Below are 24,790 nucleotides of genomic sequence, written 5' to 3'. Positions count from 1 at the left end.
CGGCTCAGGGTCGAGCGAGGAGGGGAGCTCGCCGAGCCGCTGCGCACCCCGACACCGTGTCGCTGCTGCCCATCCGCACCTCGATCCCGATCGAGCCGTGGGAGCCCACCACCATCACCCCGCTGGGCGACGCCATCCACAGCATGACGCCGATGCGCGGGATCGGCGCCAACACCGCCCTGCGCGACGCCAGGCTGCTGTGTCAGGCCCTGACGGCGGGCGGCGACCCCGTGGCGGCCATCGGCGGCTACGAGCGCAGGATGCGTGAGTACGGCTTCGCCGCCGTCCGCGACTCCCTCCAGGCCGCCGAGCAGTTCGTCGGCGAGAACGCGGTGGCCAGGCTCGGCTTCAAGACCTTCCTGCGCACCGCCCAGCGGGTGCCCAGCCTCAGGGCGAAGGCGTTCGGATGACAGGCAGCGTCGACAGCGCCGCCGAGATCCGCTCCTCGGGCAGCGAGAAGTCCTCCATCTCGCCGCCCAGGAAGCGGTCGTAGGCGGCCAGGTCGAAGTGGCCGTGGCCGCACAGCGCGGTCAGGATGACCTTCTCCTGCCCGCTCTCCCTGCAGCGCAGCGCCTCGGCGATCGTCTCGGCCAGCGCGTGCGTCGGCTCGGGAGCCGGCACGATGCCCTCGGCGCGGGCGAACCTCACCCCGGCCTGGAAGCACTCCTTCTGCGACGTGGCGACCGCCTCGAACATCCCCAGCTCGTACATGTGCGACAGCAGGGGCGACATCCCGTGGTAGCGCAGGCCGCCCGCGTGGATCGGGTCGGGGACGAAGTCGTGGCCGAGGGTGTGCATCTTCAGCAGCGGCGTGAACCCCGCCGTGTCACCGAAGTCGTAGGCGTAGACGCCCCTGGTGAACGAGGGGCACGCCTCGGGCTCCACCGCCCGCAGCACCGGCGAGATCCGCCCGGCGAGCTTCTCCCTCAGGAACGGGAAGACCAGCCCCGCGAAGTTGGAGCCGCCGCCCGTGCAGCCGATGACGACGTCAGGCATCTCGGGCAGCTGCTCCAGCGCCTCCTCGCCGATGACCGTCTGGTGCATCAGGACGTGGTTGAGCACCGAGCCGAGCGCGTAGCGGGTGTCGTCCGAGGCGCCCGCGACCTCCACCGCCTCGCTGATCGCGATGCCCAGGCTGCCGGGGGAGCCTGGCTCCTCGGCCAGCACCTTGCTGCCCGCGCTCGTGACGGACGAAGGGCTGGCGTGCACCGTCGCGCCGTACAGCCTCATCAGTGAGCGCCGGTAGGGCTTCTGGTCGTAGGAGGCCCGCACCATCCAGACCTCGCATTCCAGGTCGTACTGCGCGCAGGCGAAGGCCAGCGCGGAGCCCCACTGGCCCGCCCCCGTCTCGGTGGTGAGACGGCGCACGCCCTGCCTGGCGTTGTAGTAGGCCTGCGGCACCGCGGTGTTGGGCTTGTGCGAGCCCGCGGGCGAGACGCCCTCGTACTTGTAGTAGATGCGGGCGGGTGTGCCGAGCGCCTTCTCCAGGCGGCGCGCCCGCATCAGCGGCGTCGGCCGCCAGAGCCGGTAGACGTCGAGCACCTCCTGCGGGATCTCGACGAACCTGTCGCCGCTGACCTCCTGCGCGATCAGCTCCGCGGGGAACAGCGGCGCGAGATCGTCAGGTCCGACCGGCCGCATCGTGCCGGGATGCAGCGGTGGCGGGGGAGGGGCGGGCAGGTCGGGAACGATGTTGTACCAGTGACTCGGTGTCATCGATCCATCGTGACTCCGTTATCCCTGCCGTTCCATAGCCACCTGCCTGCGAACCTCGGGGACGACCTCCTCGGCGAACAGGTGCACCTGGCGCTCCTGGTCGTCGTCCTCCGCCCAGAAGACGAAGGAGTCCATGCCGAATCCGACCACCAGGTCGGTCAGCTCGGCCGCCCACTGCGCAGCCGTCCTGCCCGGCCCGATGCTTCCGGCGACGTTGTAGACGCGGCGGATGTCGGAGGGCTTCCTGCCCGCCTCCATCGCGGCCTCGTCGATCCTGGCGTGCAGCTCGGGCAGCCGCTCGGGCGGAGCCCACGGCGAGGACGGCAGCCAGCCGTCGGCGGCGCCCCCGGCCAGCGCGAGCCCCCTCGGGCCGCCGACGCCCAGCCAGATCCCGACGCGGTGCGCGGGCTCGGGCCCGGTCTGCGCGCCACGCAGGTGGTAGTGCTCGCCCTCGAAGCGGCTGTTGCGCTCCCCGCTCCAGACCTTCCTGATCACCTGACGGCCTCGGTGAGCGCGTCCATGGCCTCACCCCTCGTACGGCGCGGCCCGCCGTACGCCTCGATGGCCTCCCAGAAGCCGCCCGCCCCGAGTCCGAGCTCCACCCGCCCGCCACTGAGCAGGTCGAGGCTGGCGGCGGACTTGGCCAGCACGGACGGCTGCCGCAGCGGCAGGTTGGCCACGTCGGGGAAGACGGTGACGCGCTCGGTCACGGCGACGATCACACTGAGCAGCGTCCAGGTGTCGAGGTGGCGGCGCTGGTAGGGATGGTCCTGCACGCCGATGAGGTCCAGCCCCAGGCGGTCGGCGAGCTGGGCGTACTCGATGACGGGATCGCCCGCGTTCGGAACGAGGAAGTAGCCGAACTGCGGCGAGCGTCCGTAGTCGTTCATATCCCTGGCAACCGGCACCCTGCCGTCCGGATTCCTGCGTACGGCCCTCCTCGTGCGGTCAGGTTGCCGCGGAGCACCTGTGGGCGCATGACCCCCTGGAGCGCCGCTCAGGACGTGGAGGAGTACCCCGACCACGCCGTCGTGGCGCGCGTCCTCTCCTCGGCGCTCACGCCGGTCTCAGCAGCGCCGGATGGCGCGGGTCGTCGGCCTTGACCACGACGTCGGCCGCCGTCAGGGGGGCCACCTCGCGCTCGTAACGCTCGTACGCGGGCAGCCGCCAGCGCTGGTCCTGTTCGGCGCGGCGCGCCAGAGCCGCCCGCGACAGCCACAGATGGACGGTCAGCTCGGCGGGCAGCCCCCGCCCGAGCAGCAGCGTCCCGTCGAGCAGCAGCACGCCCCCGGGAGGAAGGGTCTCGTACGGCGCGCGCGTCGCCCTGTCCCTGGCGCTGTCCCACAGGGCGGGCAGGACCCTGCCGGTGCCGCCCGGTTCCAGCGGGCCGAGCACCTCGCGGCGCAGCGCGCCCTCGTCCAGCCAGTCGTCGTAGAAGGCGTCGGGGTCGGTCCTGCCGTACTCCAGGCGCAGCGACGCAGGGCGCAGGAAGTCACCCGCCGACACCCGCAGGACGGGCCTGCCACGCTCACGCAGCGGCTCCACCAGCGCGTCGGCGAGGCGCGAAGGCTCCGCGGCGGGCGCGCCGTCGACCAGCACCCGCATCCACGAGTGGCGCGGGCCCGCGGCGATCCGCTCGGCCAGCTCCTCGACGAGCAGACCGGGTGAAACAGGCCTGGCCCTCGTCACGGCCGCCCGCGGAACAGCCTGCACAGGCTGACACTGGTCGGGGTGAACGGGGCGACGCCACCCAGCATCGCATGGAAGATCAACATGGCCTCCTCGACGTGTTGATCATAGTCGGCGGCCCGCGATGCGAATACTCCCCCCGACCACGAAAGGCCAGGTCGCCATGCGGCTGCACGAGGATGCAGCATCCTGAAGGGATGACGCAGTGGTTCCGCGGACAAGTTCGGAAACCGCCCGGCGCCACCTCCGCACCACACGCTGAACCGCGGCCTCTACCACTCGGCCATTTCCGCGCGGACGTACCGACCCCTACCCGGCCAGATCACCCCGTGGCCCTGGCCTGCTCGGCCTGTCCAGGGCCGGTGACCAGCCGGCCACCTCTGCCACCTACGGGCCTACTGGGACGAGCACGCCCTCGGCGATCACCCCGGAGTCCGAGAAAGCGTTCTTCCGACCACCCTTCAGAGGCCTCGGGCACACAGCGGGCGCGGCGGATCGAAAAGAATTCCTGAAGATCGCAAAAGGCCAGGTCCTCCATGTGGATGACCTGGCCTTTTGCCGTCTGAGCGGACGACGGGAATCGAACCCGCGTAGCTAGTTTGGAAGACTAGGGCTCTACCATTGAGCTACGTCCGCGCGAGCCGGTCGAAGTCTGGTCTAGACTTCATCCGGTCGTCAGGGCGTAAGCGTACCGGAGTCACGGGGCGCATGCGTAACCGACGTCGCGGGGCGTGGCGCAGCTTGGTAGCGCGCCTGCTTTGGGAGCAGGAAGTCGCAGGTTCAAATCCTGTCGCCCCGACTGCCGTACCTGCCGGAAGGCCACTCCACAAGATCGGGAGTGGCCTTCTGGGTGTCTAGGGTTCCTCGGATGCGCCGAAGATGCGGTCCATCGCCACGGCGCCTTCGACGCCTCCTGAGGGATGGCTTGGTCAGCTCGCCTGATCGATGACGTCGTGGAGGTACTGCACGGCGAGCCTCTCGGCGTGGCGGCGGGGTTCGATCATCGCTTCGGCGTCGTCGAGCCACTGCCGGTAGAGCGCGACGCAGGCGAGCAGAGCCTGGCCGGCGTCGTGCCGGTCGTAACCGCAGAGGGTCGCCTGAAGGGCGCGCGCCTCATCCGGCGCGACGGATTCGAGGTGGCGGACGCCGCGCGGTGACGCGCCCACCCGCCGAGCGGCCAGAGGACCCAGGACGGCCTCGCGCAGGTAGCTGAGGAAGCCGATGACCTCGAACAGTTCGCCGCGGCCGAGTTTCGTCGCGCCGTAGTGCACCCAGACCCAGAATCGGTCCTCGATCCACTGGAGATCGAGCGGCGGGTCCGCGGGTGGATGCTCCGCCAGACAGGCGGCCAGGTCGCCGTCTCGGTCCCACAGGATGTCCGGGTCCTCGACGCGCTCGGCGAAGTCGGAGGCACGCACGAACTTGAAGTCGACATGGAGGAGGGGCGGCCCGACGAGCGTGATGATCAGGCGGGGCTCGCCGACGTGCTCCCCGGTGAACCCCGCCACCAGGGCGGCCCACGAGCCGATCAGCTCAAGACGCTCCTTCATGACCGAGTCGAACGCCTCGTCGTCGATGACCACGATGAGATCGACATCGGAGTAGCCATCGGGGTGCCCCCTCGCGATCGACCCCGCGACGGCGACACCGGCCACTCTCGGATCTTGCTGAATCCGAGGAAGCGCGTCGCTGAGGAACCGGTCGTGCAGGGAGAGAGCGTCCATGGCGTTCCTTCCGGTACGAACAAAGTTTTCGAACGTACCACGCCGTCCGGGCGGCCCGGACGCGTGAGAAGAGCGCGGCACGAAGGCCGGACATGCCTATGGCGGATGGAACCGTGCCGATCCCGTGGATGAGCGTGGCCGCCGAGTAGAGAGTCCGGACGGCGCGACCAGGTCGACGGCGGCGCGTAGGCGGAACGCCCGATCAAGGGCTCAGGTGTAGGCGATGACGCGCTGTCAGTCGCCGGTGTGGAACAGCGCCCAGACGGCCTTGCCGCCGCCGTCGAGGCAGTCCCAGCCCCAGCACTCGCTGTAGGTCTCGACGATGTAGAGCCCGCGCCCGTTCTCCGAGATGAAGTCGGGCTCCTTGGGAGTGGGCACCTCGTCGCTGGGGTCGGCCACCGCCAGCAGCACATGGGGCGCGGCCCGCATCAGCAGGAGAGTGATCTCGCGGTGCCCCCTGGCGTACCTGACCGCGTTGGTCACCAGTTCGGAGACCACCAGCGCCGCGTCGTCACTGAGCTCGGACAGTCCCCAGTCGTGCAGCGTCGAGCGTGTGACGTCTCGCGCCGTGCGCACCGAATCGGCCTGGAAAGGCAGCGGAGTCGCGGTGGTGTCCGGTTCTTCTGCGCGGAGGAGGCGGTCGAAGCCCACCTCGCGAGTGATCTTCAGGCAGGTGGCAGTGCCCAGGGGGTCCTCCACCATCCCGCCGTTACCTCCGCTACTCATGAATCGGTGCATATTTCGGCGTTTGTCCCCAATATGCACTAAGCCATCATGGGTCACGACAAGCGGCGCTGCAAGACCCAAATGCACGTGCAGGTGCAATGTGCAACAGCATGTTCGGTCTGGCAAAGCGGACACACGGCTGAGACCTTGTCACAGCGCCCGGAACTAGTGACACTGTGTGCGGACCGAAGAGGGAGGCATTGTGACGCAGAACCCGCCGGGGTCGGGGCCAACGGCTCTGCGCATCCTCCTGGGCTCCCAGCTACGCAGGCTGCGAGAGTCGCGCGGCGTCACGCGCGAAGAGGCGGGTCACCTCATCAGGGGCTCCGAGTCGAAGATCAGCCGCATGGAGCTCGGCAGGGTCGGCTTCAAGGAGCGCGACGTCGCCGACCTGCTCACCCTGTACGGCGTAGCCGACGAGAGCGCCCGCAGAGCGGTGCTCGACCTGGTCTCCACCGCCAACGAGCCGGGCTGGTGGCACCGGTTCAACGACCTACTGCCCTCCTGGTTCCAGGCCTACGTCGGCCTGGAGGAGGCCGCCACCCGCATCAGGACCTACGAGGTCCAGTTCGTCCCCGGCCTGCTGCAGACCAAGGAGTACGCCAAGGCCGTCATCACCGCAGGATCGGCGGGAGTCAGCTCCGACGAGATCGCCCGCAGGGTGGACCTGCGACTGGAGCGCCAACGCGTGCTCGACCGTCCGGGTGGACCGGTCCTCTGGGCGGTGATCGACGAGGCCGCGCTGCGCCGTCCCATCGGCGGAGCCGAGGTGATGAAGGCCCAGCTGGAGCACCTGATCGACCTCATGCGCCAGGCCAACATCACCATCCAGGTCATGCCGTTCGACTTCGGAGGACACAGCGCCGAGGGCGGCGCTTTCAGCATCCTGCGCTTCCCCGACCAGGACCTGCCCGACGTCGTCTACGTCGAGCAACTTGCCAGCGCCCTCTACCTCGACAAGCGCGAGGACGTCGACCGCTACACCGAGGTCATGGAGCGCCTCTGCGCGGTCAGCACCACCCCTGACGAGACCGTCAGCCTGCTCAACAAGATCAGGGACGAGATCTGAACGCCTCTTCGTCGTGCTTGGGTGCGCATCTGCCCTAGACTGGCGTGCGGCGTTGGACATTCGCCGGTGCGAGCATGCCCAAGCCGATCATGTGGGCGCGGCGCGTGAGCCGCAGAGAATTTGGACGCGCCCGCGAACACTCAAAGCTTGATCAAGGAGACCACCCCGTGAAGACCGCTGTCGAGGAGCTCAGCCCGACCCGGGTGAAGCTCACCGTCGAAGTGCCGTTCGACGAGCTTGGCCCGAGCATGCAGGCGGCGTACAAGAAGGTCGCGTCGCAGGTGCGCGTCCCCGGCTTCCGCCCCGGCAAGGTCCCGGCCCGCATCATCGAGCAGCGCTTCGGCCGCGCGGTGGTGCTGGAGGAGACCCTCAACGACGCGGTGCCGAAGCTGTACAGCCAGGCCGTCGACGAGGTCGACGTCTTCCCTGTCAGCCAGCCCGACATCGAGGTCACGAAGATCGAGGACGGTGAGCAGATCGAGTTCACCGCCGAGGTCGACATCAGGCCCAACTTCGAGGTGCCCGCCTACGCCGGCATCGAGGTCACCGTCCCGACCGCCGAGGTCACCGACGAGGACATCAACAGCCAGCTCGACGCGCTGCGCCAGCGCTTCGCCACGCTGACCGGCGTCGAGCGCGCCGCCACCACCGGCGACTTCGTCGTCATGGACCTGCGCGCCGAGATCGACGGCGTCAACCTCGAGGAGCAGCAGGCCAACGAGGTGTCCTACGAGGTCGGCGCGGGCTCGGTGCTCCAGGGCCTCGACGACGCGCTCGAGGGCATGTCGGCGGGCGAGGAGAAGACCTTCCGCACCGAGCTTGTCGGTGGTGAGAACGCCGGCGAGGAGGCCGACGTCATCATCAGCGTCAAGTCGGTCAAGGAGAAGGTCCTGCCCGAGCTCGACGACGAGTTCGCCCAGCTGGCCAGCGAGTTCGACACCCTCGAGGAGCTCAAGGACAGCATCCGCGAGCAGGCTCACCGCAACAAGCTGGTCGACCAGGTCGTCCAGTCGCGCGAGAAGGCCCTCGACACGCTGCTGGAGCAGATCGACATCCCGATCCCCGACAGCGCGCTCAAGGCCGAGCTCGACGCCCGCAAGCACAACCTCGACCACCAGATCGCCGAGAGCGGCCTGAGCCGTGAGGCCTTCTTCCGCCTCTACCAGACGACCGAGGAGGAGCGTCTCGCCGAGTTCGAGACCAGCTCCGCCAAGGCCATCAAGAGCGGCTTCGTCCTCGACAAGATCGTCAAGGCCGAGGAGCTGGGCGTCAGCGAGCAGGAGCTGACCAACTTCGTGGTCCGCCGCGCCATGCAGATGGGCGTCGCGCCCAACACGCTGGCCCAGCACCTCGCCGACAACGACCAGCTCACGCTGGCCATGGTCGAGATCGTCCGCGACAAGGCCAAGACCGTCGTCGGCGACGCGGCCAAGGTCGTCGACGAGGCCGGCAACGAGGTCGACCTCAAGGCCATCTACACCGAGATCAACGGTGAAGAGGTCGTCGAAGAGGCCGACGCCACCGAGGAGTGACCCCTCCTTCACGTCGCGAACCCCCGTCCTGCGCGCAGGGCGGGGGTTTCGCCGTCTTCCGCCGTGGGGCGCATGGTGATCAGGGGGCGGGGCGGGACACCGTGGCGCCGTCGCGTCGGCGTCCCTCAGCTCTTCCAGGGGCCGCCCGGACGGCGAGGCCGTACTGCTCGGGGCCAGGGCAGGCTCCTGGCGGCACAGGAGAAGGATCAGCGTGAACGCCCGCAGGAGCGGGGCTCACGAGAGCGCGGGAGCGTCCCTGGCGGACGTTGACCGCCACCTGCGCCGACAGCGAACAGTCCGTGGACCGGGCATGACCTGTGGGCCGTGCGCGTTAAGGTCACAAGCAAAGCCCATCGATTACGACGCATCGGAAGGTGACGCTGTGACCAGCCCGCCGACCTTCTATCAGCCCGAGTCGCGGGGCCGTGAGAACGGCTCAGCTTTCCGGCTTGAGGACCAGCTTTACCAGCGCCTGCTGCGCGAGCGCATCATCGTGCTCGGCACGGACGTCAATGACGAGATCGCCAACCGCATCTGCGCCGAGTTGCTGCTGCTTGCCGCCGACGACTCCGAACGTGACATCTACCTGTACATCAACTCGCCCGGCGGATCCGTGACCGCGGGCATGGCGATTTACGACATGATGGAATACGTGCCGAACAACGTGGCCACGGTCGCGATGGGTCTGGCGGCCTCCATGGGGCAGTTCCTGCTCTGCGCGGGCGCGCCCGGCAAGCGCTACGCGCTGCCGCACGCGCGCATCATGATGCACCAGCCCTCGGGTGGGATCGGCGGCACCGCCGCCGACATCGCCATCCAGGCGGAGCAGATGCTCTATGTGAAGAAGACGCTTGCCGAGCGGATCGCCTTCCACACCGGCCAGGAGCTCGACCAGATCGAGGCCGACTCCGATCGCGACCGGTGGTTCACCGCCGATGAGGCCAAGGACTACGGCTTCATCGACCATGTCGTGCGCAGTGCGCGCCAGGTGTCCTCCCAGGGCGCCGTTTCCTAAGGGGGAGCTGAAGTGAACATCGAGAGCCGCTACGTTCTCCCCTCCTTCGTCGAGCGCACGTCCTACGGCGTGAAGGAGATGAACCCGTACAACAAGCTCTTCGAGGACCGCATCATCTTCCTCGGAGTGCAGATCGACGACGCGTCGGCCAACGACGTCATGGCGCAGTTGCTCACGCTGGAGTCGCTCGACCCCGACCGTGACATCAGCATCTACATCAACTCGCCCGGCGGGTCGTTCACGGCCATGACGGCGATCTACGACACGATGCAGTTCGTCAGGCCTGAGATCCAGACGGTCTGCCTCGGTCAGGCCGCCTCGGCCGCGGCCGTGCTGCTGTCGGGCGGCACGCCGGGCAAGCGGTTCGCTCTGCCCAACGCCAGGGTCCTGATCCACCAGCCCTCAACCGAGGGCGGCGGTCAGGGAAGTGACATCGAGATCCAGGCCAGGGAGATCCTTCGTATGCGATCCCTCCTTGAGGAGATCATCGCGAAGCACTCTGGAAAGCCCGCGGCAGAAGTTCGCAAGGACATCGAACGCGACAAAATTCTCAACGCCGATGAGGCCAAGGCGTATGGTCTGATCGACGACATCATCCCGATCAGGAAGAAGCGAGCTCAGGCCGTTGCTTCCTGATCGAACGTGACGCACCGGAGCGCTGCCCAATTGGGCACGTTCCGGTGCGACTCGCCGCCAGGGGGCTCACTGAGGGCCCAGAAGACGGTAACGTCGAAACCTGAGCGGTTCGGACCGGGTCCGGAGGATACGGATCGCGGGAGCAGGGCGGTCCCACGCAAAGGAGTATCTGGGGTGGCACGCATCGGCGACGGGGGAGACCTGCTGAAGTGCTCTTTCTGCGGGAAGAGCCAGAAGCAAGTCAAAAAGCTCATCGCCGGTCCCGGCGTCTACATCTGCGATGAGTGCATCGATCTCTGCAACGAGATCATCGAAGAGGAGCTCTCAGAGTCCTCCGAGCTCAAGTGGGACAACCTGCCGAAGCCGAGGGAGATCTACGAGTTCCTCGACGCCTACGTGATCGGCCAGGACGCGGCCAAGAAGGCACTCTCGGTGGCGGTCTACAACCACTACAAGCGGGTGCAGTCGGGCGACCGTGGCAGGGATGACGGCCTCGAACTGGGCAAGTCCAACATCCTGCTGCTCGGTCCCACGGGATCCGGCAAGACGCTGCTGGCGCAGACGCTGGCCAAAATGCTCAACGTTCCCTTCGCCATCGCCGACGCGACGGCGCTCACCGAGGCCGGCTACGTCGGCGAGGACGTCGAGAACATTCTTCTCAAGCTGATCCAGGCCGCTGACTACGACGTCAAGAAGGCCGAGACCGGCATCATCTACATCGACGAGGTCGACAAGATCGCTCGCAAGAGCGAGAACCCGTCGATCACCCGCGACGTCTCGGGCGAAGGCGTCCAGCAGGCGCTGCTGAAGATCCTGGAAGGCACGACGGCCTCGGTGCCGCCGCAGGGCGGGCGCAAGCACCCGCACCAGGAGTTCATCCAGATCGACACCACCAACGTGCTGTTCATCTGCGGTGGCGCGTTCGCCGGCCTCGAGAAGATCATCGAGTCGCGCATCGGCAAGAAGGGCATCGGCTTCAACGCCATCATCCGCTCGAAGGAGGAGATCGACTCCTCCGACATCTTCGGCGACGTGATGCCCGAAGACCTGCTCAAGTTCGGCATGATCCCCGAGTTCGTCGGGCGTCTGCCGATCATCACCTCGGTGCACAACCTCAACCGCGAGGCGCTCATCCAGATCCTCACCGAGCCCCGCAACGCCCTGGTCAAGCAGTACCGCAAGCTGTTCGAGCTCGACGGGGTGGAGCTGGAGTTCACCGACGACGCGCTCGAGGCCATCGCCGACCAGGCGATCCTGCGCGGCACGGGCGCCAGAGGCCTGCGGGCCATCCTGGAGGAGGTGCTCCTGTCGGTGATGTACGAGGTGCCCTCCAGGGAGGATGTCGCCCGCGTGGTCATCACGCGCGACTCCGTGCTGGAGCACGCGATCCCCACGCTGGTCCCGCGCGACCAGCTGGCGGCCAAGCAGCAGCGCACACCGCGCGAGAAGTCTGCCTGAACCACGCTTCACACGGCGAGGCCCCCGGAGTCCACTCCGGGGGCCTCGCCGTCTGACTCGCGGGCGACGATTCCACGGAAGTCGCCCGAGGTCCCTAAACTTGACCGCGTGACAACGCCAGAGCTGCCTACCCAGTACACACCCGCCGACGTCGAGACCCAGAGCTACGAGCGATGGGTATCAGGCGGATACTTCGGCGCGGACCCGGGCAGCGGGCGTGAGCCGTACTCCATCGTGCTGCCCCCGCCCAACGTGACGGGCGTGCTCCACATCGGCCACGCGCTCGACCACTCCATCCAGGACGCGCTCAGCCGCAGGGCCCGCATGAGGGGCATGGAGACGCTCTGGCTGCCGGGCATGGACCATGCGGGCATCGCCACGCAGAACGTCGTGGAGCGCGAGCTCGGCAAGGAGGGGCTGTCCCGCCACGACCTCGGCCGTGAGGCGTTCATCGAACGCGTCTGGCAGTGGAAGGACGAGTCGGGCGGCAGGATCCTCGGTCAGATGAGGCGGCTGGGCGACGGCGTCGACTGGTCGCGCGAGCGCTTCACCATGGACGAGGGGCTCTCGCGCGCCGTCCAGACGATCTTCAAGCGGCTCTTCGACGACGGGCTGATCTACCGCGCCGAGCGCATCATCAACTGGTGCCCCCGCTGTCTCACCGCGCTGTCCGACATCGAGGTCGAGCACAGCGAGGACGAGGGCGAGCTCGTCTCGATCCGCTACTCCGACGAGATCGTGGTCGCCACCACGCGCCCCGAGACGATGCTGGGCGACACCGCCGTGGCCGTCCACCCGAGCGACGAGCGCTACGCCCACCTGATCGGCACCACGGTCGAGCTGCCGCTGACCGGGCGCAGGATCCCGATCGTCGCCGACGAGCACGTCGACCCCGCCTTCGGCACCGGCTGCGTGAAGGTCACCCCCGCGCACGACCCCAACGACTTCGAGATCGGCCGACGACACTCGCTGCCGTCGCTGACCGTCATGGACGAGCGCGGCGTCATCACCGCGCACGGCCCCTTCCAGGGGCTCGACAGGTTCGAGGCCAGGCCCGCCGTGGTCGCCGCGCTGCGCCAGCAGGGGCTGATCGTCGCGGAGAAGCGCCCCTACCTGCACGCCGTCGGCCACTGCTCGCGCTGCAAGACCGTCGTCGAGCCGAGGCTCTCGCTGCAGTGGTTCGTCAATGTCTCGCCGCTGGCCAAGGCCGCGGGCGACGCCGTCCGCGACGGCCGCACCCGCATCCACCCGCCGGAGCTGGCCAAGCGCTACTTCGACTGGGTCGACGACATGCACGACTGGTGCATCTCGCGCCAGCTGTGGTGGGGACACAGGATCCCCGTCTGGTACGGCCCGGCGGGCGAGGTCGTGTGCCTCGGCCCCGACGAGTCGGCGCCCGAGGGCTACGTCCAGGACCCCGACGTGCTCGACACCTGGTTCTCCTCGGGGCTGTGGCCGTTCTCGACCCTGGGCTGGCCGGAGAAGACACCGGAGCTGGCGCGCTTCTACCCGACCTCCGTGCTGGTGACCGGCTACGACATCCTCTTCTTCTGGGTCGCCAGGATGATGATGTTCGGTCTGTACGCCATGGACGGCCAGCCGCCGTTCCGCACGGTCGCCCTGCACGGCATGGTCCGCGACCAGTTCGGCAAGAAGATGTCGAAGTCGTTCGGCAACGTGGTCGACCCGCTCGACTGGATCGAGCGCTACGGGGCCGACGCCACCCGCTTCACGCTGCTGCGCGGCGCCAACCCCGGCTCCGACGTCGCGGTCAGCGAGGACTGGGCGGCCGGCTCGCGCAACTTCTGTAACAAGATCTGGAACGCCACCCGCTTCGCGCTGATGAACGGCGCGGCGGTCGGAGAGCTGCCCGACTCGCTGACGGCGGCCGACCGCTGGATCCTCTCGCGGCTCCAGACAGTCATCGGCGAGGCCGACGCGGCGTTCGAGGAGTTCGAGTTCGCCAAGGCCTCCGACCTGCTCTACCACTTCGCGTGGGACGAGGTCTGCGACTGGTACCTCGAGCTGGCCAAGGTCCAGCTCTCGCAGGGGCTGGAGGACACCCGCCTGGTGCTCGGCCACGTGTTCGACGCCCTGCTGCGGCTGCTGCATCCGCTGGTGCCCTTCGTCACCGAGGAGCTCTGGCGCGCGGTGACCGGCGGCGAGTCCGTCGTCGTGTCCACCTGGCCGGTGGCCGACGCCCGCTACGCCGACCCCGCAGCGGAGGCGGAGATCCTCGCGGTGCAGGAGCTGGTGACCGAGATCCGTCGCTTCCGCTCCGACCAGGGGCTCAAGCCGGGTCAGAAGGTGGCGGCCAGGCTCTCCTTGTCGGGTACGGCTCTGGCGGAGCACGAGGCGGCGATCAGGTCGCTGCTGCGGCTGCAGGAGCCGTCGGAGACTTTCGCGGCGACGGCTTCGCTGGTGGTCGCGGGGGTGACCGTGCAGCTCGACACGGCGGGCACCATCGACGTGGCCGCCGAGCGCAAGCGGCTGGAGAAGGACCTGGCCGTGGCGCGCAAGGACGCCGCCCAGGTGGCGGCGAAGCTCGGCAACGAGCAGTTCATGGCCAAGGCGCCTGACGACGTGGTGGCTAAGGTCAGGGCCAGGGCCGAGTCCTCCGCCGCCGACATCGCCCGTCTGGAGGGGCAACTGGCGGCGCTGCCGGCGGGCTGACCCACAGGACCCTCGAAGGCCCGGAGTCGTCTCACGACTTCGGGCCTTCGGTGTGTTTGAGGAACGCGCACCGGGGGAAGACCCATTCGTTACCGAAGTTGGGTCTCGCGGGCGCGGGCTGCTGCTACAGTTTTCAACGCAGGGCAGCGATCCACAGCGGCTTCGGGACGAAGCCCGCAGAGGGGCTGCTAGGCTCTGAACATCCTCTGACTCACTCCCGATCTTCGGGCCGCGTCCACGCGATTGGACAAGGACCGAATGCTCGAGTAAGTTGAGAGGGTTGTCCCGGAGACGGGCCGTCGAAACTTTAGACAGGTTTGACCGGTTTGACACCAAATCGGGTGATCTGCTAAGATGGAGACATAACGAAGCGAGTGCCACCGGGTGGGTGACGGTGAATGCGTCCGTTTCTTGAGAACTCAACAGTGTGTTAAAAGCCAGTGCATGATGCACAACCCCGTCCATTGGACGGATTCCTTTGGTTGGAACATTCATGTTTCAGCCGGGAGAAATTCTCAAACATTGTTTGGAGAGTTTGATCCTGGCTCAGGACGAACGCTGGCGGCGTGCTTAACACATGCAAGTCGAGCGGAAAGGCCCTTCGGGGTACTCGAGCGGCGAACGGGTGAGTAACACGTGAGCAACCTGCCCCTGACTCTGGGATAAGCCCGGGAAACTGGGTCTAATACCGGATACGACCGCCCCCGGCATCGGGTGGTGGTGGAAAGTCTTTTCGGTTGGGGATGGGCTCGCGGCCTATCAGCTTGTTGGTGGGGTAGTGGCCTACCAAGGCGACGACGGGTAGCCGGCCTGAGAGGGCGACCGGCCACACTGGGACTGAGACACGGCCCAGACTCCTACGGGAGGCAGCAGTGGGGAATATTGCGCAATGGGCGAAAGCCTGACGCAGCGACGCCGCGTGGGGGATGACGGCCTTCGGGTTGTAAACCTCTTTCAGCAGGGACGAAGTTGACGTGTACCTGCAGAAGAAGCGCCGGCTAACTACGTGCCAGCAGCCGCGGTAATACGTAGGGCGCAAGCGTTGTCCGGAATTATTGGGCGTAAAGAGCTCGTAGGTGGCTTGTCGCGTCTGCCGTGAAAGCTCGCAGCTTAACTGCGGGTCTGCGGTGGATACGGGCTGGCTAGAGGTAGGTAGGGGAGAACGGAATTCCTGGTGTAGCGGTGAAATGCGCAGATATCAGGAGGAACACCGGTGGCGAAGGCGGTTCTCTGGGCCTTACCTGACGCTGAGGAGCGAAAGCGTGGGGAGCGAACAGGATTAGATACCCTGGTAGTCCACGCTGTAAACGTTGGGCGCTAGGTGTGGGGATCTTCCACGATCTCCGTGCCGGAGCTAACGCATTAAGCGCCCCGCCTGGGGAGTACGGCCGCAAGGCTAAAACTCAAAGGAATTGACGGGGGCCCGCACAAGCGGCGGAGCATGTTGCTTAATTCGACGCAACGCGAAGAACCTTACCAAGGCTTGACATCGCCCGGAAAGCTGCAGAGATGTGGCCCTCTTCGGACTGGGTGACAGGTGGTGCATGGCTGTCGTCAGCTCGTGTCGTGAGATGTTGGGTTAAGTCCCGCAACGAGCGCAACCCTTGCTCCATGTTGCCAGCAGGCGCTTCGGCGTGCTGGGGACTCATGGGGGACTGCCGGGGTCAACTCGGAGGAAGGTGGGGATGACGTCAAGTCATCATGCCCCTTATGTCTTGGGCTGCAAACATGCTACAATGGCCGGTACAGAGGGTTGCGATACCGTGAGGTGGAGCGAATCCCTAAAAGCCGGTCTCAGTTCGGATTGGGGTCTGCAACTCGACCCCATGAAGTCGGAGTCGCTAGTAATCGCAGATCAGCAACGCTGCGGTGAATACGTTCCCGGGCCTTGTACACACCGCCCGTCACGTCACGAAAGTCGGCAACACCCGAAGCCCGTGGCCCAACCAGCTTGCTGGGGGGAGCGGTCGAAGGTGGGGCTGGTGATTGGGACGAAGTCGTAACAAGGTAGCCGTACCGGAAGGTGCGGCTGGATCACCTCCTTTCTAAGGAGCAGCTGGTCGAAGGCGCGAGTCTTCGGTCTACGTCGAGGTCATCAGCGAACGTCTGATGCTCGGCAGCTCATTAGTGGAGCACTGGCTACTCGGTTCAGCGTGATCGCTGCCCGTCTGGTACCGCCCGGCTTGCCGGGAGTGGGAACGAGGGTGACAGGGGTTACGAGGTGCCGGACACACTGTTGGGTCCTGAGGAAACGGACCGGATCATGGGGCCACCCGCTGCGGGTTTCGCATGGTGGCCTGATCCTTTCTGTTCCGCCTCATGCAGGGCCATGGAACGGCCGGGCGTTTTGCCGGGTCGGGATGTGGTTGCTGTTTGTTGTTTGAGATTTGCATAGTGGACGCGAGCATCTTTGTGGCCAAGTTTTTTAGGGCACACGGTGGATGCCTTGGCATCAGGAGCCGATGAAGGACGTGGGAGGCTGCGTTAAGCCTCGGGGAGTCGCCAACCAGACGTTGATCCGGGGATGTCCGAATGGGGAAACCTAGCACCAGTCATGTGGTGTTGCCTCCGCCTGAATGTATAGGGCGGTTGGTGGTAACGCGGGGAAGTGAAACATCTCAGTACCCGTAGGAAGAGAAAACAACAGTGATTCCGTGAGTAGTGGTGAGCGAAAGCGGATGAGGCTAAACCGGGCATGTGTGATAGCCGGCAGGCGTTGCATGTTCGGGGTCGTGGGACCCTCTTGATCGATCTGCCGATCGGTCGAACAGTGAGAAATCGATGGGGTAGTTGAAAGCTCTGGGAAGGGCTGCCGTAGACCGTGAGAGCCGGGTAGGCGAAACCTTGTCGACTGTTTGAGGGGATCCCAAGTAGCACGGGGCCCGAGAAATCCTGTGTGAATCTGCCAGGACCACCTGGTAAGCCTAAATACTCCCTGATGACCGATAGTGCACTAGTACCGTGAGGGAAAGGTGAAAAGTGCCCCGGTGAGGGGTCGTGAAATAGTACCTGAAACCGTGTGCCTACAAGCCGTAGGAGCTTACATCAGCTTGCTGGTGTGTGATGTGACTGCGTGCCTTTTGAAGAATGAGCCTGCGAGTTATGGTGTGTGGCGAGGTTAACCCGTGTGGGGGAGCCGTAGCGAAAGCGAGTCTGAATAGGGCGTTTGAGTCGCATGCTGTAGACCCGAAGCGGAGTGATCTACGCATGGGCAGGTTGAAGCGAGGGTAAGACCTCGTGGAGGACCGAACCCACCAGGGTTGAAAACCTGGGGGATGACCTGTGTGTAGGGGTGAAAGGCCAATCAAACTCCGTGATAGCTGGTTCTCCCCGAAATGCATTTAGGTGCAGCGTCACGTGTTTCTTGCCGGAGGTAGAGCACTGGATGGCCGATGGGCCCGACAAGGTTACTGACGTCAGCCAAACTCCGAATGCCGGTAAGTGAGAGCGTGGCAGTGAGACTGCGGGGGATAAGCTCCGTAGTCGAGAGGGAAACAGCCCAGATCACCGACTAAGGCCCCTAAGCGTGTGCTAAGTGGGAAAGGATGTGGAGTCGCAGAGACAACCAGGAGGTTGGCTTAGAAGCAGCCACCCTTGAAAGAGTGCGTAATAGCTCACTGGTCAAGTGATTCCGCGCCGACAATGTAGCGGGGCTCAAGTACACCGCCGAAGTCGTGGCATTGATGAGAACGTGTTCTTGTTGATGGGTAGGGGAGCGTCGTGCAGCCGGCGAAGCAGCAGAGTGATCTAGTTGTGGAGGCTGTGCGAGTGAGAATGCAGGCATGAGTAGCGAATGCAGGGTGAGAAACCCTGCCGCCGAATGACCAAGGGTTCCTGGGCCAGGCTAATCCGCCCAGGGTAAGTCGGGACCTAAGGCGAGGCCGACAGGCGTAGTCGATGGACAACGGGTTGATATTCCCGTACCCGCTTTAACACGCCCATATCGAACCTCGTGATGCTAAGAGTCCTTAAGCCCCGCAGCGTCCTTCGGGACAAGTGGTGAGGCTGAACGCTCGATCCGATCGGGTAGTAGGTAAGCGATGGGGTGACGCAGGAAGGTAGTCCAACCCAGGCGATGGTTGTTCCTGGGGTAAGCATGTAGGGCGAGGGATAGGCAAATCCGTCCCTCATATAGTCTGAGATGTGATGCCGAGCCGATTGTGGCGAAGTGGATGATCCTATGCTGCCGAGAAAAGCCTCTAGCGAGTGTTGTGGCGGCCCGTACCCTAAACCGACTCAGGTGGTCAGGTAGAGAATACCGAGGCGATCGGGTGAACTGTGGTTAAGGAACTCGGCAAATTGCCCCCGTAACTTCGGGAGAAGGGGGACCTCTGCTGGTGACGAAACTAGCTTTCTGAGCTGGTGGGGGTCGCAGTGGCCAGGGGGAAGCGACTGTTTACTAAAAACACAGGTCCGTGCGAAGTCGTAAGACGATGTATACGGACTGACGCCTGCCCGGTGCCGGAACGTTAAGGGGACCGCTTAGCTGTGGCAACACAGCGAAGGTGAGAACTTAAGCGCCGGTAAACGGCGGTGGTAACTATAACCATCCTAAGGTAGCGAAATTCCTTGTCGGGTAAGTTCCGACCTGCACGAATGGCGTAACGACTTCCCCGCTGTCTCAACCGCAGACCCGGCGAAATTGCACTACGAGTAAAGATGCTCGTTACGCGCAGCAGGACGGAAAGACCCCGGGACCTTCACTACAGCTTGACATTGGCGTTTGGAACGTCTTGTGTAGGATAGGTGGGAGACTGTGAAGCTCGGACGCTAGTTCGGGTGGAGTCATTGGTGAAATACCACTCTGGTCGTTTTGAACGTCTAACTCTGGTCCGTGATCCGGATCGGGGACAGTGTCTGGTGGGTAGTTTAACTGGGGCGGTTGCCTCCTAAAGAGTAACGGAGGCGCCCAAAGGTTCCCTCAGCCTGGTTGGCAATCAGGTGTTGAGTGTAAGTGCACAAGGGAGCTTGACTGTGAGACTGACGGGTCGAGCAGGAGCGAAAGCTGGGACTAGTGATCCGGCGGTGGCATGTGGAAGCGCCGTCGCTCAACGGCTAAAAGGTACCCCGGGGATAACAGGCTGATCTTCCCCAAGAGTCCATATCGACGGGATGGTTTGGCACCTCGATGTCGGCTCGTCGCATCCTGGGGCTGGAGTAGGTCCCAAGGGTTGGGCTGTTCGCCCATTAAAGCGGTACGCGAGCTGGGTTTAGAACGTCGCGAGACAGTTCGGTCCCTATCCGCTGCGCGCGCAGGAGACTTGAAAGGGGCTGTCCCTAGTACGAGAGGACCGGGACGGACGAACCTCTGGTGTGCCAGTTGTACCGCCAGGTGCACGGCTGGTTGGCTACGTTCGGAAGGGATAACCGCTGAAAGCATCTAAGCGGGAAGCTCGCCTTGAGATGAGGTCTCCCACCACGTGAGTGGGTAAGGCTCCCGGTAGACGACCGGGTTGATAGGCCGGAGGTGGAAGCACGGTAACGTGTGGAGCTGACCGGTACTAATAGGCCGAGGACTTGACCACAAAGCACGCTTTTCATTAAGCACTGTTGCTCGCGTCCACTAAGCAATTCTGAGACAACAAATGGTCTCGTAGGGTTGCGGCGGTTATAGCGCAGAGGAAACACCCGGTTACATTCCGAACCCGGAAGTTAAGCTCTGCAGCGCCGATGGTACTGCACTCGGGAGGGTGTGGGAGAGTAGGTCGCCGCCGCGCAATCTTTGTGTGGAAGGGCTTCACCCGTTGGGTGGGGCCCTTTCTGCATTTTCGGGGTCTTTTCTGTTGCCCAGGCGGGCTTCGGATGCGTGCGCTCGTTCCGTCTGCTCGCGTCTCTTCGCACTGCGCCCAGACCGTGCGAACGCGGGGCCTGGGGAAGACTCGGATGCGTGCGCTCGTCCCGTCCGCTCGCGTCTCTCCGCGCTGCACCCAGACCGTGCGAAGCGCGGGGCGTGGGGAAAGCCAGGTGGGCGCACGTGGCGCGGGCGGGGGAAGGGCCGGCGGCAGGAGCGGATAGGCTTGTCAGGTGGATTATCGTGCGGTCGAGCGGGCCATCATGGAACGCGGCGTCGAGTGGGACTTCGAGCCGACGCTGGACAGAATCGTGGCCCTTCTGGACCTGCTCGGCTCCCCACAACAGGCCTACCCCGTCGTGCACATCGCGGGAACGAACGGCAAGACCAGCACGGCGCGGCTGACCGAGGTGCTGCTCAGGGAGCGCAACCTGCGGGTCGGGCGGTTCACGAGCCCGCACCTGGTCTCGATGCGCGAGCGCATCGTGGTCGACGGCGAGCCGTTGAGCGAGGAGCGGTTCGCGGAGGTGTACGAGGAGATCGCCCCGTACGTCGAGCTGACCGACACCCAGGGCCGGCGCATCCAGTTCTTCGAGTTGCTGACGGCCATGGCGTACGCCGCCTTCGCGGACACGCCGGTCGACGTCGCGGTGATCGAGACGGGGATGGGCGGCAGCTGGGACGCCACCAACGTGGTGGAGTCGGCCGTCTCCGTCATCACGCCGATCTCGCTGGACCACACCGACAGGCTCGGGCCCGACATCCCCTCCATCGCGGGGGAGAAGGCGGGCATCATCAAGGCGGGCTCCACCACGATCTTCGCCCAGCAGGACCTGGAGGCCGCCGAGGTGCTCATGCGCAGGGCGGTCGAGGTGGGCGCCGTCGTGGCGCGTGAAGGGCTCGAGTTCGGTGTACTGAGCCGCGAGGTGGCGCTCGGCGGCCAGCTGCTCACCCTGCGCGGCCTCAAGGGCGTCTACGAGGACGTCTACCTCCCTCTGTACGGCGCACACCAGGCGAGCAACGCCGTGTGCTCCCTGGCGGCCGTGGAAGCCCTCACAGGGGGTGACGACCCGCTCGACGTCGAGCTCGTACGGCAGGCCTTCGCCCAGGCGTCCTCACCCGGACGGCTGGAAGTGGTCCGCACGAGTCCCACGGTCATCATCGACGCCGCCCACAACCCCGGAGGCATGGAGGCCACGCTCGACGGCCTCCACGAGTCCTTCGACTTCGCCAAGGTGATCGGCGTCGTGGCGGTCATGGCGGACAAGGACGTCAGCGCGCTCCTCGAGCTCCTGGAGCCGATACTGGAGGAGATCGTCGTCACCCGTAACTCCTCGCCCCGCTCGATGCCTCTGGAGGAGCTGGCCGAGCTGGCCGTGGGCATGTTCGGCGAGGACCGCGTCCACGTGGTCGAACGGCTCGACGACGCCATCGACAGGGGCATCGGCATCGCCGACGCGGCCGGCGAGTTCAGCGGGACCGGCGTGCTCATCACGGGCTCCGTGGTCACCGCGGGCGACGCGCGCCTGCTGCTGAAGGTGGACAGGCCATGAACTTCGAGGTGACCCCCGGCATGCGGCGGCTGGGCGCGAGCGTCCTCGGCATGCAGGCGATCGTGGTGGCGCTGATCACCCCGGTGGCCATCAGGATCCAGGGCGTTCCCGTGCCCGTGGCCGTCACTGTGGGCATCGGGCTGGCCGTGCTGTGCGTGGTCGCCGCGGGGCTGCTCAAGCGGCCCTCCGGGTACGTGGTCGGCAGCCTGGTGCAGGTGCTGGCCATCGCCACGGGCTTCCTCGTGCCCATGATGTTCTTCCTCGGGGCGATCTTCGCGGCGCTGTGGATCACGGCGATATTCGTCGCTCGCCGTGTCGAAGGCGTGACTTCCCGCTAAAGTCGGCGAACATGGCCGTCCCCCCCATCGAGCGGTCCCAGGCCGTCGGCCTCGCCGGACCCCTCACAGGCACCAGGCACTCCTGGCTGCTTGACCTCATACTCGGGCTGCTGATCGTCGCGGCGCTGCCCCTGGCGATCCTCGCGATCCCCAACACCGTCTCGCTCGTCGCCGGGCTGCTGCCCGCCGACATGGACAAGCTCGGCCTCATCAGGGCACACGGGCTCGCCCTGCCCGCGATGATGCTCACAGTGCCGCTCGCCGCGGTGCTGGTGCAGCGCATGAAGGCGGCCCCCATCCTGCTCGTCGGCCTGGCCGTGCTGGCGGCGGCCGACGCGGCGGGCGGGTTCGCGGGCTCCGCGCTCGTCGTGGGCGTGCTGCGAGTCGTCCACGGGGTGGGCGCCGGCCTGCTGATCCCCGCGCTGCTGATGGCGGCGTGGGAGCGGGCGCCGCTGCTGCGGGCGCTGTGGACGGGCATGCTGGCGGTCAGCCTCCTCGCCGCTCAGGCGCTGGCGCTGCTGCCGCTCGACAACGCGCGCGACTGGCGGGTCACGCTGCAGCCGTACCCGATGTTGACCGGGGTCGCGCTCACGCTGGCCGCGATCTACCTCGCACTCAGCGTGGCGACGGGCGCCATGAGCACGCCGGGGCCCCGGGCCATCGAGCGCAGCAAGCTGACGTTGACCGCCGTGCCCGCCGCGGGCCTGGCCGTGCTGGCCATCGGCACCACGTTCGGGTGGCCGCCTCCGCTGGTCATCCTGGCGGCGCTGTTCTCGATCGCGGCGCTGCTCACTCTGGCCTCGATCGGCACGTTCGAGGGGCTCGCGGGGCGCACTCTGTCCTACGCGATGCTCGCCGTCGGCGTGGTCGTGCTGCCGACGGCCGCTCAGGTCACATACATGGAGCTGGGCGGGGTGGGCGGCCCTGGTCTCAAGGGCCTGTGGCTGCCGTTCCTCGTCTGCGCGGTGGCGGGAGCGGCGGCGGCGCTGGTCGTCGGGCTGCTCGACAGGGCCTCGATGCAGAAGCTGTCAGGGGCGGGGCTCGTCACGGTCGTGCTGGGGTTGTGCGCGGTGCGGGTGATGGTCCCTGCCAGCGAGGGCCTCACGCTGATCTTGCCGTTCGTGCTGCTGGCCGTGGGCGCGGCGGTGGCGCTGACCGCCGCCCTGCGCATGACGGGGCCAGGCGCCGCGCTCTACGGGCTGTCGCTGTGCTTCCCCGGCGTGCTGGCCGGGTACCTGCTCGGCACAGGCGTGCAGATGGTGCTGCTGGGCAGGCCGACGTCGCCGCAGCAGCTGGTCGACAGGTTCGTGGGCGCGCTCCACCTGTGGGTGTTCATCGCTGGGTTCCTGGTGGTGGCGGTCATCATGCTGGCGGCGCTGCTCGGACGGCGCACCGCGATGCGGAGCTCCGGCGCTCCGGAGCCTGCCGGTGGCGCGGTCCCGGAGACGCCTGGCAGGCCGGTGCCCGCCGCCGGGGCGTCCGACGTGCTGGTGGTGTCCGGGCAGACGGAGGCGGCAGGGCGCAGGCCGTACGACACGCTGCCGACGGTGGAGACCGATCAAAGCCATGGCCTGGAGCGGCCAGGGGCCGCGGGCTCCGACGGCAGGGCTGACGAGGCGGGTGATCCTGTCGGCACCCTGTCCGGCGGGCAGGGGGACGAATCGGTAGGGGACGAGGAGAAGGACGCTCCCACGGGAGAGATCCCTCGCGTGCCGGCCGCGCGCGTGAGGCCGTCGGCCGGGGCGTCTCACTCGTCGGCGGCCTCGGGGGAGCGCGCTTCCGGCGGCACGACGTCGGGCGAGGGCGGCTCCGGGGACGCCGTCCCGCGCGACGGCGTCCCGGACGGCGCCTCACCCGACGGTTCCCCGGCAGGCAGGGCCTCTGCGGACGGTTCCCCGGCAGGCAGGGGCTCGGCGGATGGCTCCTCGGCAGGCAGGGCCTGGGCGGCAGGTTCCCAGGTCGGCAAGGGGTCGGGAGACGGCCCCTCCGGCGGCGGGGGCTCCGTGGGCGGTTCGTCGGCGGATGGGGGCTCGACCGGCGGCGACGAACCTGAGCGGCAGGGTGAAGGGACGGGGTCGACACCGGTCGTCCCGCCGCCCACGCAGTCGCCCGAAGACTCCGAGCCCGACTAGGTGAGCGCCGTCGAGCACGGGGAATTCGTGTGGGGGCGGTAAGCTTCGCGCGTTCGCCGCATTTCGCGACCAAGACATCCAGTTCAAAGGAGAACCACCAGTGTCCGAGCGCACTCTTGTCCTGATCAAGCCCGACGGGGTGAAGCGCGGTCTCATCGGTGACGTGATCGCTCGTATCGAGCGCAAGGGCCTCAAGATCGCGGCCATGGAGCTGCGCCACCTCGACGCCGAGACCGCCAAGGCCCACTACGCCGAGCACTCCGAGCGGCCGTTCTTCGGCGAGCTGGTGGAGTTCATCACCTCCGCGCCGCTGGTGGCGCTGGTGGTCGAGGGCCCGCGCGCGATCGAGGCCTTCCGTTCGCTGGCCGGCCTGACCGACCCGGTGAAGTCGGCTCCCGGCACGATCCGCGGCGACCACGCGCTGGAGATCGGCGAGAACGTCGTCCACGGGTCCGACTCGCCCGAGTCCGCTGCCCGTGAGATCAAGATCTTCTTCCCGGACCGCTTCTAGAGGTCCCTCTGAACGCCGGCCCGCTTGGTGCGGGTCGGCGTTTTTTGTTGTGTACGGCAAGCCCGCCCAAGCGCCCCCGTGCTCACCGGCCGGGCTCTGTCCAGGGGACGCTCCTCGAGACCCGCAGGCCGGGCGCCGCTACGGACCACGCCGAGCCAGGGCGGCGAGGCCTCCAGGGCCGCGGGGGAGCCGCGGCCGGAGGTGGGTGGACTGTCCGAGGGGAGCCG

Annotated in this window: 16 protein-coding genes, 2 tRNA genes, 3 rRNA genes and 1 pseudogene; 15 read left to right on the top strand and 7 right to left on the bottom strand. The window is 66.5% G+C overall.

Features of this window, described 5'->3' with window-relative positions:
- Positions 1 to 14 precede the first annotated feature (14 nt).
- Positions 15 to 410: pseudogene (locus FHR33_RS15050) on the top strand (FAD-dependent oxidoreductase); the annotation flags it as partial.
- Here the strand turns inward: FHR33_RS15050 and FHR33_RS15045 are convergent.
- From FHR33_RS15045 to FHR33_RS15030, 5 genes are all read right to left on the bottom strand, one after another.
- On the bottom strand, positions 388 to 1,716 hold the full coding sequence (locus tag FHR33_RS15045) for a TrpB-like pyridoxal phosphate-dependent enzyme (protein WP_183647494.1): 1,329 nt from the start codon (positions 1,714 to 1,716) through the stop codon (positions 388 to 390). The pseudogene FHR33_RS15050 and the gene FHR33_RS15045 sit on opposite strands and share 23 nt — an antisense overlap.
- Before the next feature lie 18 nt (positions 1,717 to 1,734).
- Positions 1,735 to 2,211: an LLM class flavin-dependent oxidoreductase gene (locus FHR33_RS52600; RefSeq protein ID WP_312895544.1), complete on the bottom strand. Its 477-nt coding sequence runs from the start codon at positions 2,209 to 2,211 to the stop codon at positions 1,735 to 1,737.
- Positions 2,208 to 2,606, bottom strand: coding sequence for an LLM class flavin-dependent oxidoreductase (locus tag FHR33_RS52595; RefSeq protein WP_312895543.1), 399 nt, complete (start codon positions 2,604 to 2,606; stop codon positions 2,208 to 2,210). The genes FHR33_RS52600 and FHR33_RS52595 overlap by 4 nt, the downstream gene beginning before the upstream one ends.
- A 166-nt stretch (positions 2,607 to 2,772) precedes the next feature.
- Positions 2,773 to 3,429: a nucleoside/nucleotide kinase family protein gene (locus FHR33_RS15035; protein WP_312895542.1), complete on the bottom strand. Its 657-nt coding sequence runs from the start codon at positions 3,427 to 3,429 to the stop codon at positions 2,773 to 2,775.
- Positions 3,430 to 3,970: 541 nt separating this feature from the next.
- Positions 3,971 to 4,041: transfer RNA gene (locus FHR33_RS15030), tRNA-Gly, on the bottom strand.
- An 89-nt stretch (positions 4,042 to 4,130) separates the two neighbouring features.
- On the opposite strand from FHR33_RS15030, the gene FHR33_RS15025 reads away from it, so the two are divergent.
- Positions 4,131 to 4,204 (top strand) — tRNA-Pro (locus FHR33_RS15025).
- A 130-nt stretch (positions 4,205 to 4,334) separates the two neighbouring features.
- On the opposite strand, the gene FHR33_RS15020 is transcribed toward FHR33_RS15025, so the two are convergent.
- Positions 4,335 to 5,129 (bottom strand): nucleotidyltransferase domain-containing protein, encoded by a 795-nt coding sequence (locus tag FHR33_RS15020; RefSeq protein ID WP_183647491.1) that lies wholly within the window; start codon positions 5,127 to 5,129, stop codon positions 4,335 to 4,337.
- Between the two features lie 234 nt (positions 5,130 to 5,363).
- Positions 5,364 to 5,855, bottom strand: a complete 492-nt coding sequence (locus tag FHR33_RS15015) for an ATP-binding protein (RefSeq protein ID WP_246451866.1) — start codon at positions 5,853 to 5,855, stop codon at positions 5,364 to 5,366.
- Between the two features lie 202 nt (positions 5,856 to 6,057).
- Here FHR33_RS15015 and FHR33_RS15010 point away from each other — a divergent pair, with 202 nt between their 5' ends.
- The 13 genes from FHR33_RS15010 to ndk all read left to right on the top strand — a co-directional run bounded on the left by FHR33_RS15010 (position 6,058) and on the right by ndk (position 24,563).
- On the top strand, positions 6,058 to 6,924 hold the full coding sequence (locus FHR33_RS15010) for a Sco1979 family transcriptional regulator (protein WP_183647488.1): 867 nt from the start codon (positions 6,058 to 6,060) through the stop codon (positions 6,922 to 6,924).
- 167 nt (positions 6,925 to 7,091) lie between these two features.
- Positions 7,092 to 8,456 carry a trigger factor gene (gene tig, locus FHR33_RS15005; RefSeq protein ID WP_183647485.1) on the top strand — a complete coding sequence of 455 codons (1,365 nt, stop codon included), beginning with the start codon at positions 7,092 to 7,094 and terminating at the stop codon, positions 8,454 to 8,456.
- Positions 8,457 to 8,838: 382 nt separating this feature from the next.
- Positions 8,839 to 9,471, top strand: a complete 633-nt coding sequence (locus FHR33_RS15000) for a ClpP family protease (RefSeq protein ID WP_183647483.1) — start codon at positions 8,839 to 8,841, stop codon at positions 9,469 to 9,471.
- A gap of 12 nt (positions 9,472 to 9,483) precedes the next feature.
- Positions 9,484 to 10,107, top strand: a complete 624-nt coding sequence (locus FHR33_RS14995) for an ATP-dependent Clp protease proteolytic subunit (protein WP_183647480.1) — start codon at positions 9,484 to 9,486, stop codon at positions 10,105 to 10,107.
- A 174-nt stretch (positions 10,108 to 10,281) separates the two neighbouring features.
- A complete protein-coding gene (clpX, locus tag FHR33_RS14990; protein WP_183647477.1) occupies positions 10,282 to 11,565 on the top strand; it encodes an ATP-dependent Clp protease ATP-binding subunit ClpX in 1,284 nt (427 codons plus the stop codon).
- Between the two features lie 108 nt (positions 11,566 to 11,673).
- Positions 11,674 to 14,238: a valine--tRNA ligase gene (locus tag FHR33_RS14985; protein ID WP_183647475.1), complete on the top strand. Its 2,565-nt coding sequence runs from the start codon at positions 11,674 to 11,676 to the stop codon at positions 14,236 to 14,238.
- A gap of 523 nt (positions 14,239 to 14,761) precedes the next feature.
- A 16S ribosomal RNA gene (locus tag FHR33_RS14980) occupies positions 14,762 to 16,283 on the top strand.
- Between the two features lie 369 nt (positions 16,284 to 16,652).
- A 23S ribosomal RNA gene (locus FHR33_RS14975) occupies positions 16,653 to 19,763 on the top strand.
- Between the two features lie 75 nt (positions 19,764 to 19,838).
- Positions 19,839 to 19,955: ribosomal RNA gene (rrf, locus tag FHR33_RS14970) — 5S ribosomal RNA — on the top strand.
- The 16S, 23S and 5S rRNA genes sit together here, the layout of an rRNA operon.
- Positions 19,956 to 20,292: 337 nt before the next feature.
- Positions 20,293 to 21,582: a bifunctional folylpolyglutamate synthase/dihydrofolate synthase gene (locus FHR33_RS14965; RefSeq protein WP_183660093.1), complete on the top strand. Its 1,290-nt coding sequence runs from the start codon at positions 20,293 to 20,295 to the stop codon at positions 21,580 to 21,582.
- The gene (locus FHR33_RS14960; protein ID WP_221241105.1) at positions 21,579 to 21,920 is read left to right on the top strand and encodes a DUF4233 domain-containing protein; all 342 of its coding nucleotides are present in this window, start codon (positions 21,579 to 21,581) and stop codon (positions 21,918 to 21,920) included. The genes FHR33_RS14965 and FHR33_RS14960 overlap by 4 nt, the downstream gene beginning before the upstream one ends.
- Before the next feature lie 11 nt (positions 21,921 to 21,931).
- Complete coding sequence (locus FHR33_RS14955) at positions 21,932 to 24,052, top strand: hypothetical protein (protein ID WP_183647472.1); 2,121 nt, start codon at positions 21,932 to 21,934, stop codon at positions 24,050 to 24,052.
- Between the two features lie 100 nt (positions 24,053 to 24,152).
- Positions 24,153 to 24,563, top strand: a complete 411-nt coding sequence (ndk, locus tag FHR33_RS14950; RefSeq protein WP_183647470.1) for a nucleoside-diphosphate kinase — start codon at positions 24,153 to 24,155, stop codon at positions 24,561 to 24,563.
- Positions 24,564 to 24,790: the final 227 nt, after the last annotated feature.

It is taken from the genome of Nonomuraea dietziae (assembly GCF_014195505.1).
Classification (GTDB): Bacteria; Actinomycetota; Actinomycetes; order Streptosporangiales; family Streptosporangiaceae; genus Nonomuraea; species Nonomuraea roseola.
Note: the sequence above shows the minus strand (reverse complement) of the source record. Positions and strands in the feature narration are given on the sequence as shown.